At 45.8% G+C, this 10,312-nt stretch carries 8 protein-coding genes; all 8 read right to left on the bottom strand.

Annotated elements, in window-relative coordinates; translation table 11 throughout:
• Positions 1–143: 143 nt before the first annotated feature.
• Complete coding sequence (locus tag MR764_RS16590) at positions 144–1,220, bottom strand: metallophosphoesterase (RefSeq protein WP_247980564.1); 1,077 nt, start codon at positions 1,218–1,220, stop codon at positions 144–146.
• A 268-nt stretch (positions 1,221–1,488) separates the two neighbouring features.
• Positions 1,489–2,907, bottom strand: a complete 1,419-nt coding sequence (locus MR764_RS16585) for a sugar porter family MFS transporter (RefSeq protein ID WP_247980563.1) — start codon at positions 2,905–2,907, stop codon at positions 1,489–1,491.
• A gap of 89 nt (positions 2,908–2,996) precedes the next feature.
• Complete coding sequence (locus tag MR764_RS16580) at positions 2,997–4,040, bottom strand: DUF4434 domain-containing protein (RefSeq protein ID WP_247980562.1); 1,044 nt, start codon at positions 4,038–4,040, stop codon at positions 2,997–2,999.
• Positions 4,037–5,104, bottom strand: a complete 1,068-nt coding sequence (locus tag MR764_RS16575) for a DUF4855 domain-containing protein (protein ID WP_247980561.1) — start codon at positions 5,102–5,104, stop codon at positions 4,037–4,039. Before MR764_RS16575 ends, MR764_RS16580 begins: the two co-directional genes overlap by 4 nt.
• 138 nt (positions 5,105–5,242) lie before the next feature.
• Complete coding sequence (locus tag MR764_RS16570; protein WP_247980567.1) at positions 5,243–5,746, bottom strand: DoxX subfamily; 504 nt, start codon at positions 5,744–5,746, stop codon at positions 5,243–5,245.
• Between the two features lie 18 nt (positions 5,747–5,764).
• Complete coding sequence (locus MR764_RS16565; RefSeq protein ID WP_247980560.1) at positions 5,765–7,306, bottom strand: Gfo/Idh/MocA family oxidoreductase; 1,542 nt, start codon at positions 7,304–7,306, stop codon at positions 5,765–5,767.
• A gap of 60 nt (positions 7,307–7,366) precedes the next feature.
• On the bottom strand, positions 7,367–9,520 hold the full coding sequence (locus MR764_RS16560) for a hypothetical protein (RefSeq protein ID WP_247980559.1): 2,154 nt from the start codon (positions 9,518–9,520) through the stop codon (positions 7,367–7,369).
• Between the two features lie 12 nt (positions 9,521–9,532).
• A complete protein-coding gene (locus tag MR764_RS16555) occupies positions 9,533–10,309 on the bottom strand; it encodes a GDSL-type esterase/lipase family protein (RefSeq protein WP_247980558.1) in 777 nt (258 codons plus the stop codon).
• Positions 10,310–10,312 lie beyond the last annotated feature (3 nt).

Below are 10,312 nucleotides of genomic sequence, written 5' to 3'. Positions count from 1 at the left end.
AATTGCTTGTTTGCATGCAAAAATCCGTATTTTCAATTCAAATCGTCACGCTATCAAAAATCGCTACAAGTACGACTAACAAAGAATTTCAAAGAACGTCTATTAATTTTTAATACCCACTAGTGATTCTCTTTAACAGATTACTAATCCAGCACTAGATCAAACTGATCGTAAGGCGCTGTGCGGTGAGCCAAATGTTTGGTTGATGGAGAAATGCCAAACAAAGGCGAATAAGTACGAACTTTTACAGTTTTCCCGTCGGGCATAAACTCCAAAATTCGCAACCAGCCATCGCCGCCGTTTCCTTCCCAGCCGCCGCCAAGCGTTTGTACATTAAACATCATTTGATGTACGTTTTTACCCGAGCTGTTTTTATCGACCCGGTAAGCCACGTTTTCCTGAAAATCGCCATTTCCGTTTCCGGTATGTCCACAAATCAGCAAATCAATATTCTTAGAAGACTTCAGCAGTTTTTCCCAGATTTCAATGCCGGCATTTCCTGGCTCAATCGCATAATTATCTTTGGTAATCCGCTCTGCACTTTTGCCTTCGCGCAGATAGCCGTGTGTCATAAATATTACTTTGCTCTCGGCATATTTTTCGCTGTCGGCAAGCTTTTGCGCCCATTCGAGCACTTCATCGCGCGGATGAAACTCGGAGGTGATTACCAATACACTTCCCCAGTTCGGATCCTTAATTTCGAAGGCGGCATTTTCGAGCGACGGAATACCGTTGCGGTTAGGTAGCGCAGAAACACAGGTTTCGCGCCAGGTGTCGTTCCGTTCGAAAGGAAAATATTCGGGGAAACGGGTCATCGAATTCTCCGACTTTTGATAGCCATAATCGTGATTTCCGGGAGAAACCATGTACGGCACTTTATTATCGATGATGGAAAAACTGTTCGATACGGCAGTCCACATCTGCCGGCTGGTCTGATTCAGCATTTTCCGGTTCATAATGATATTTTCGTTCTGTTCTACCAGGTCGCCGGTGCACAAAACAGCCTTTATGTTCAGTGGCTCAATATTGTCGGCAATCCAGCGCATACATAAGTCTAATATGGGCTGATTGATGTCGTACTTTACGTACCCCTGCGGATCGCCCAGCAAAATCATTGAAAACGCATCGGGGTCGGTAAGTTTTTGCTGATCGGCCCGGTGTTGGGCATTTAGCTGTATACTCAGGAAAATAGCAAAAATTGGCAGAAGCAAATACTTCATTTTTATTGGTTTAGATTTATAAACTTATTCGTACTCTCCGAAATATCGCTGATTTCTGATTGAAATAAAATCAATTGCGACAGGCCGAAGAAACCTAGTCTTCTTAAATGATTCTGTATTTTTTACAACATCATTTAGCTTGGCATAAAGATAACATAAGCGTGCAAATTGCAAGGGATAAAACAAAAAAGCGATTTGGATCATCACCCAAACCGCTTTGCCTTAGTAAATATATGTACTTGACTCTGAAGTAATTTTTTGCACAGAATTAACTACCTTTTTTCCAGTACTGCTCAATTTCTTCCAGTGTTTTTCCTTTTGTTTCCGGAATAAGTTTGTAAAAGAAGACGGTGCCTGCCAAACAAAATGCAGCGAAAGTAAAGAAACCGGCCCCCATACCAACACTTGCAACGTACCACGGAAAGAGGAAAGCGGCAGCAAAATTGGTTCCCCAGTTGGCAAAAGTTGCCAGCGACATCGCCCTTCCACGAATATGAGTCGGGTAAATCTCACCGATTAAAACCCAGATCACTGCGTTGATTGACAGGGCCAAGCTGCCAATATATATACAAAGCAGTACAACAGTCCAAATACCTGAGGCAATATTGGTGACAAACAATGTTCCGATCGCACACAGCGAAACAAAAACGGCTGCCATTCCACCAATCAGCAAAGGACGACGCCCCCAGCTATCAATTTTGGTTAAAGCAATTACGGTAAAAAGCAGGTTGATAATTCCGATCAACACCTGAAATTGTACGGCATTGTCGAGGGCAAAACCAGCGCCTTCCAAAATAGTAGGACCGTAATAAATAACAATGTTTACGCCGGTAAACTGTCCGAAAACCGATAAGCCGATCCCTACTGCCAAAGCACGCCTCATCCCGGGTTTTAGCAGTTCGCTCAAACCCACCTTTTCTTTACCTTCTTTATTGCCGGGACGAAGGATTTTTTCGTCCACTTCGCCATTTATCCGGCGAAGCAAAGCTGTTCCTTTTTCAACAAAACCTTTGTCGATCAACCAGCGCGGACTTTCAGGAACAAAAAACAGCAGCAGGATAAACAAGCCGCAAGGAATCATTTCGGCTGCGAACATACCGCGCCAGATTTCAGTATTCAATACTTTTCCTAAAATACCGGCGGTAAAAATATTGTCGGGCGAAGCGGCATAGCGCAACAAGGCCCAGTTTGAAAAATAAGCCAACAGAATTCCGATAACGATCGACAACTGGTACAAAGCCACCAGGCGTCCGCGAATTTTTGCAGGCGCAAACTCAGAAATATACATCGGCGACAAAACAGAAGCCATACCAACCCCTAGTCCGCCTACCAGGCGAGCGGCGATCAACAGCGTAAAACTGGGAGGGATAGCCGAAAACAAGGCGGATACGAAGAAAAGAAAAGCCGCCAGAATTAAGATGGGTTTTCGGCCGTATTTGTCGCTTAAACTACCCGCTACAAAGGCCCCTAAAATGGCACCGATGAGCGCTGAGCTTCCAAACCAGCCCACCATCAGTTTTGACAAACTGTATTGGGTTTCGACCATTCCGAAAGTACCTGAAATTACGGCTGTATCGAAGCCAAACAGCACACCTCCCAGCGAAGCTACAAAGCAGGTCATCCCGAGCAACGCTTTATTACCGGATGGCGTATTCAACCCGACATCGTTATTCATTTTTACATTCATTGTTTTTATTTTTCGTTTTATTCGTTTACTAATCAGTGTCTCTGCAAGGCCCCAAAAAGCGCCCCCTGCAAAGTCGGGTGAGCAATGTATTATTTAAGCGCTTTACCCTTTTTTAGTTTTTGATACAACTCCAGCGAATCGGGATGACCGGCAAATGTCTGTCCTTTCGATTGATTGATCATGCCGGTGTACTGGTAGATCAGGATTTTTTCGACATAAGGCGACACGGCTTCCAGCTGCTGCAGCACACGTTCGGCGGGCGCAGGCAACAAGGCGCTGTTGTACACTTTCCCTTCGAAACGGAAAACTTCAACATCGGCCCAAAGCTTAGATTTGGCTGCTTTTTTATGTAGTTTATACAAGTTTTCATAAAAACCGGCACTTTCTTCAACCCGGGTTTTTTCCACCCCTATTTCATCCTGGTAAGCAATAAAATCAACATCCAGTTTTTCCAACTGACGCACATAGATATCGTCAAAAGCCACGTTCCGGGTTCCGTAAGGCGCAATCAGTGTTTTGGCTTTGGGCATTAAGCGTGCAGCTTCTGCCGAAGAATGATTCACATAATCAATGAAGAAATCATCGTAGTGGCCGTTAATCCCGGTTTCGTTGGGATAGTACCAGCCGTAAAAACTTTTGTGATGACCATATTTTTCGGCAATTTCATTCATGGCTTTTACGCGCAGTTTGTGCACCTCCGGATCTTTCATCAACATTGCAGGATTGGTCCACTCGCCAAAAAAGCCATTGCTTACAAAAAAGCGGATGCCGTATTTATCGGCAGCGGAAAGCACCACTTCCAGCGGATCATCACAGCCCATTTCGTGCTTTGGCAACAGCGAAGTCGGGTAAAAACTTTTATCGTAAATCGCCACGTCGAGCAAAACCAGGTAACGCAATCCTGCATCGGCCACTTCTTTTACTTTGGCATCCCATTGTTGAGCGGTAAACTTCTCCAGTGTAAGATTCCAGTATTTTCCTTCTGCAGCGCTGTGGTGCTGAAATTCAAACCACGAGCCTTCAATGGGTTTTATCGATGCGTTTTTCTTTGTTGCCGCTTGTAGTTCCTGCAATAAAAAGGGACTGGCCACAGCCATTGTTCCCATCGCTCTTAAAAAATTCTTCCGGTTCATTTTTTTATAAATCGTTTGTTTTTTCTGTCAATAATCAACTTTGCCAGCCGATCCATTATTTCCTTGTCTTTCGGATTTTCCGACTTGTAAAACTTATAAATGCAGTTACCTCCTTCGTAATAGGCAACCGAGGACTGCTCAAATACCCGTTTTTTTTCATAGGCATCGATATAAGCTGTTAAACGTGTTCGGAAACCTGATTCGTGATCGGCCATCGCTCTGCCATCAAACTCCATTTCCACGCCCATTTTTTGCGCGCGGGCAAAAGCACAGGCTTCTTCAAGTCGTTCATCACTTACATCGGCGTGGAAAAAATGATTGGGCTGAATCCAGGCAAAATCGAATTTATATTTTTTCCATTCGTCGCGACCGGCTGCTGTCCAGTATGGAATCCAATAAAATTTGAATCCTTTCGACCGGATGTAATCGCCCAGCGGAATTAAAATATCGGCACAGCCGCGCACGTCTTCATCCACCCAATAAAAACCATCAAGCTGAAGGTGTTCATAATTTTCCTGGTTATACCGTTCCAAGAAACGATCGATGTACCATTTTTCTGCGGTCAGTCTATCTTCCTGATTATGGAAATCTAATTTTTGACCATCAAGCTCGCCCCAATCGTCCTGATCAAGAATGGGCGAAGGAATTCCGGACACCAGTTTGTGTTTAAATCCCGGCTTTCCAATTTTCTGAATTTGCTCTTCAATACACTGGTTTAGGGCCGAAAACGCCTTGTCTTTCTCAAACCGGCGATCGAGCAACCATTCCCATTCGGGTTTTCTGGCATTCTGTTTTTCATATCCCGGCGCGTAGTTGCGTCCCTTTCCATCTTTAAATTCAAGAAAAAGAAAGCCATCGAACAACCAGTTTACCTCGCCTTGTTGATTCTCGTGCACCACATACGGCAAAAACTCCTCTTTGGTCCACTCCATCGGACGATGCACACCGCCCTGGTAAATCAGCACCAAATCGGCAATATTTATTTTACCGTAATCTCCGGCAAAACCCGAAAAGCAAAAAAAGTTTAGCGCACAAAACGCAAGGATTTTAACAACGAATTTCATCTTCATTATATTCAATTGGCTAAGGTTTCTCAAATAAACTAATTATTTTTATTCTCGCCGGATCATTTACTAAAAATTTTTACCAACCCTGTTTATTTAGAAGAATAATAAAGTGAAAATCCGATGGCTTGCAGGCTTCTATTTTTGCTTTTTCGTGGCAAATAAAAATCGATCGATTCCGGTTTGGTAATTCGACGGGAAGAAATACAACACACTCAATGCGGCAATTTCGATCAGGTTTTTGTTCACGATCCAGTAACTTCCTTCGGCGTGCATGTTGGCAGCGAGCCCGGGGAAAGGCGGATAGGCCAGGTAATACATGGCCAGTAACACTATGCCAAATATTTTTGCCGGTTTCGATAAAAGTCCGATAAACAAACTCAAACCGATAAGTATCAGCCCCCACACATTCAGCGTATCAACCAAAGTCATCGCAAACTCAGAACCTGCCATGGCTTTAAAAAGTGGAGCGAACAGCCCTACAGCCCCATTCAGGTATTCTTTGGCGGTCCACTCCGGCATACAAAGTTTAACCAGACCTTCGTACAAAAAATGCCAACCGATTAAAATCCTCAGCGAAGTGAGTACCACCAACTGTTTTGTTGAATAGCTGTTTGCTATTTTTTCGTGTTCCAATTTCATCTTCAACCTCCCTGACTTTTATAAAATGATTGCTTTTTCGTTTTCTGCATCCCATTTCACCGGCCGTTTGCTGTCGTACGCAAGGTTGGCCAGGTTAAAAGTTACGGCCTCTTCAAAACCCACATCGACATTACAGCTGGTCTCGCCTTTTCCGCGAATGGCATCCACCCATTCTTTTAGATGCAGCAGGGTGGCATCTACCACCTGGCCGTCGATGTAAGTTGGCCCGTACCCGCCTTTTAGGTAGGCCTGCGATGTTGCCGACGAAATGGCATCAACGCCCGTGTTGGGTTCGTAATAATACATCGGGTCTGATGCGTTTGCCTTAATATCGCGATATCGTTCCGACAGGCCGTCTTTGTATATCATAATTGCCCGGTCGACATCCATCGTAGCTTCCGATCCAAGAATTTTTGCCTGCCGGTAAATACTGTTTTTCAACGAGCAATCGTAGGTAAGCGTCAGTTTCCGGTTGGGATAATGGAAGATGGCATTCATCACATCGGGCATGTCGCCATGTGTCTTGTAGTAATGCTGTCCGCCAATTGCCACCACGGTCTCGGGAATACCCAACTCCAGTACCTGGTTTACACAATCGAAGCTGTGCGAAAAGTCATTTCCGGTAACACTTGTTCCGTAATCGCTGTAGCGCTGCCAGCTGAAGTAACGTTTCAAATCAAATTCGTGCCAGGGCGCATGGGCCAGAAACTCTTTCCAGTTGATATTACTTTCGTTTCCAAGTTTATGATCGAAGGCTTCGTCGCGAATCCACGCGCCAAAAGTATTGTTCCGGTTGGTAAAAGTCTGCACCATCGAAACATCGCCCAAAACTCCCTTCTGATAGAGTTCGCGAGCGATTTTAAAACTCATCTGCTGGCGGTTTTCATGGCCCAGCTGAAATACCACACCTGTTGATTTGATGGTATTTCGCAATTCCACCGCTTCCTCGATGGTGTGGGTCATCGGTTTTTCCAGGTAAACATGTTTGCCGGCTTTGGCTGCTTCAATCGCAATTAGCGCATGCGTGTGGTCGGGCGTGGCAACGATAATGGCATCCACCTCATTGCTTTTTACCATTTCGCGGTACGACGAAAATATTTTTACGGGCTTCGGCGTTTTTCTTCCGCCAGGTCGAAGGTCGTTGGCCGCGATTTCAACCGCGCGCTGCGTTCGCACATCAAAGGTGTCGCAAACAGCAGCAAACTCCACGTTTAAATCTTCCTGGTTTAAAAACTCCTCCAGCTTCCTGGTGTATTTGCCATCGATCGTGTTTTTTTCTACGAAATCGGGGTGCGTAAATCCCAGCGAGCGCAGCAACTGTTCGCCACGCCAGCCGTTCCCCACCACACCTATCCGCAGGGGTTTCTCCCCCATTCCGGTTGGCGGCAACAGTTTTTGTCCGGTGGCATCCAGCTTGTTGATCTTCAGTGTTTCATAAATATCTTTACTTTTCCCTTTCGCTTCCTCACCAATACTTCCTTTAAAAGCGAAGGCAAAGTACCCGAGAAAAGGTACTGCTGCCATTCCTTTTAAAAAGTCTCTTCTGATCACCTTACTCATAATTCAATTTTAATTACTATTCGGTCTGATGTTCTATTATTGTTCACAGGACAGCAATCGCTATTTCGAAAGCATCTCCTTTTTCAATTTAGCATGATACCGGGCAATTTCAGAACCTTTAGTCAGCTCCCAAATCGACATGTCCATCTCTCTTAATGCCAGAATTGCGGTGATCCAACCCTGAGTCCAGCCCGTTTCGATGGCCCAGGCCCCCCAACCGTGATCGGCATTGGAGCCCCACTGCTCGAATTGCTCGTAATCAAAAGCGCGCATCCAACCGCCATCCAATTCCGGATGATCGGCCGATTTTACCTGTATACGACACAAAAATTCCGCTAACTTATCGGTTGCTTTTTTGATGTCGGCATCGCCGGTGGCATAACACGCCTCGTGCAATCCTAAAAATGCGAAGTTGGTGGTGTACAGCAAATCGCTAACCGGATCGCCATTTTGCGCAATAAGCGAAGCTTCTGTTGTTCCGTAGGCTTCATTTGTTTGCGGCGGCGGATAACGTCCCATTTCAATCGATCCCAACTCTTCGCGAATAGCGCCGCAGTCGTCCTGAAGTTTCAGAAAATCGTTCACCACGGTCAATAACATTGCGCGGTTTTCTTCGGTATTTTCCACCCGCAGCAGCCACGACAGCGGCAAAATCATCCGTGCCCTTTCCTGCGCCAGTCCGTTTGTCCAGCTCCAGCCATTCGGATAATTTTCCATCATGATCCGGATTCCGTTTTTGGCACGGTTCAGAAAAATATCATCGCCGGTTTTGTCGTAAGCCCACAGGTAACAGGCCCACAAATAACTTTCGAAATGAGGCGCCAAATTGAGGACTTCCTGGTTGTAATAATATTCCCATCCGTTCTTTTCAAATTGAGGGAGATCGATTCTGCTGCCTCTGAAACCATTTGCACCGGTTGTTCGCACCAGGGCGATTAACGATTTCATAAAGATTTCGTCCCAGTGATCGGTTCCGGTAAGTGCGGCGGTGGTCCAGGCTCCCAAAAGGAAACGGGCGTTGTCGTCGCCGTAACTGGCGCGGTACCACGCATAATTACTGATTCCCCACGGGATTAAACCATAGGCTCCGTGCGATGAATCGGCGTATTCATTTTTTGTTGCAATCGAATTCAGCAGGTAGTAATCCAGCAGTTTTTGAGCTGTTCCTAAATATTCCTCATTCCCCAAAGCTTTTCCCGCCGTGGCAAAAGCCATGGCCGTTTCGCTGATGCAGTCGCCCCGTTCCATGATTCCGATAGGCTGGCTGCCGGTTTCATCAATTTCAGAGAAAATACATTCAAAAACGCCATGCGATCCGTCGCCTACGGGAATAGCTTCGTTCCAAGCCAGGCGCTGAATTCCGGAATCTACCAACGCTTTTAGCGTATCCACATACGAGTCGGGGATCAGCATGCGGGCATTTTTATACCACTCCACACCGCGTGCAAAACTTTTGCGTTCCACATCTTCCGGTAAAACATCTTCTTTGCCATAAGTCGGTCCAACAACCGGTTCCCAGCTCAATTCCTGATTTTCAAGTCCGGGAGCTACAAACCCGAGAATCTGTTTCCACACCGCTCCCCATTCTTTTGACGGGGCGTATCTTCCCGAAATAAATCCGCTCAGATTTGTGGTTGACACCAACACGGGCTGCTCCTTCAGTTCGAGTAAAATGGGAAACTGTTTTTCGGGCAAGCCGTAAATGGCAGAATCGAAACCGGCAACACGCGCCGCCACCATCAGTACCTTCGCCGAATCAGCGGGTACTTCGGTGTAATACAAACCGTTTAACCCCAAAATCGTCAAACTGTCGGGCGACGCGTTAAAAAAGCCTGAACTGACCACCACACGCTCGTGTTTGGCCTTTTCGATGGCTCCCACTTCACTTTGCAGAAGCCGCGATGGAAACTCAACATAAGCGCGCACCCCTTTCTCTTTTAACCGGGTATAAAAATTGTCGCTTATCTGTTCTGTTTTGTTGGGATAAGCCGAAGACAAAACCAAAAGTCCTTCTCCGCTTTTTGCTTCCTGAACGGCCTGTTCGGGTGTAGCATGAAAAACAAGTTGGATGTTTTGATGGCTTTTCAGCAACTGAATCAAATCGTTATCGGCAGAACCGCTTACATGTATTTTGTGGCGACTACCACCACAAGCAGCCATTATTAAGGCGATTACCGCCAGGCTCCACACTTTTATTTGTTCTATTATTTTCATAAACATATCATTCTATTCTCTTTCTATTATTATTTGCGGGCTTTCGCCTTTTATCAGCCTTTTTAATACAGCCGGATACGTATCGCCTTCGGTTGTTCCCTTCCCTTCCATAAAAACGCCACAGGTTATGGAATCGCCAAAGCACACAATCTTCAGGCTGCCCGGACCATCGAAATTCGCTACCAAATGCTCGTAAATAAATCTGGCCAGCAGGTAATTACCTTCTTTGGTAAAATGAATACCATCGTTGCTGTCGCTGTTGGCGCGGTTCCGGATAATCTGATCTCTCTCGTGCTCCGGAATCCCCATTTCTTTGAGGTGGGAAAAAAGATCGACAAACACCAAGTCCTTTTTTTCGCACAATGCCCTCAAGGTATCACTGCCTGCTTCCAGCAGTTTCATCGGGGTAGCCGGATAAAGCGTCGAGTCGTGGCGTTCAAACAAATGCAGCGAGTCGGCAGTTGGCGGACTCACCACAATCACTGAGATATTGTGCCGCAACAGGCTGTCGGTTAACAGATCCATATTGTTGTAATACTCGCCCACCGAAAGCATTTTCCGGGTATTCAGCAAGTCATTTGTTCCCACCATCACAACCACGAGGTCGGGTTGAAGTGCTACCACATCGGTTGACACGCGTCTCAGCAAATCGGCCGTGTTATTTCCGGGCACACCTTTGTTAAACACATCTCCAAGCGGCTTTTCGTTTGTACACGACAAAAACAAAACAGCCGTTATCACCAACGTCAGATGCACCAGGCCCGACAGGTATTTTTTTGTTCTATTCATGAT

Source organism: Maribellus sp. YY47 (assembly GCF_023111095.1).
In the GTDB taxonomy this organism is placed as follows: domain Bacteria; phylum Bacteroidota; class Bacteroidia; order Bacteroidales; family Prolixibacteraceae; genus Draconibacterium.
The sequence above is the reverse complement of the archived record's forward strand: the minus strand, read 5'-3'. Positions and strand labels throughout refer to the sequence as shown.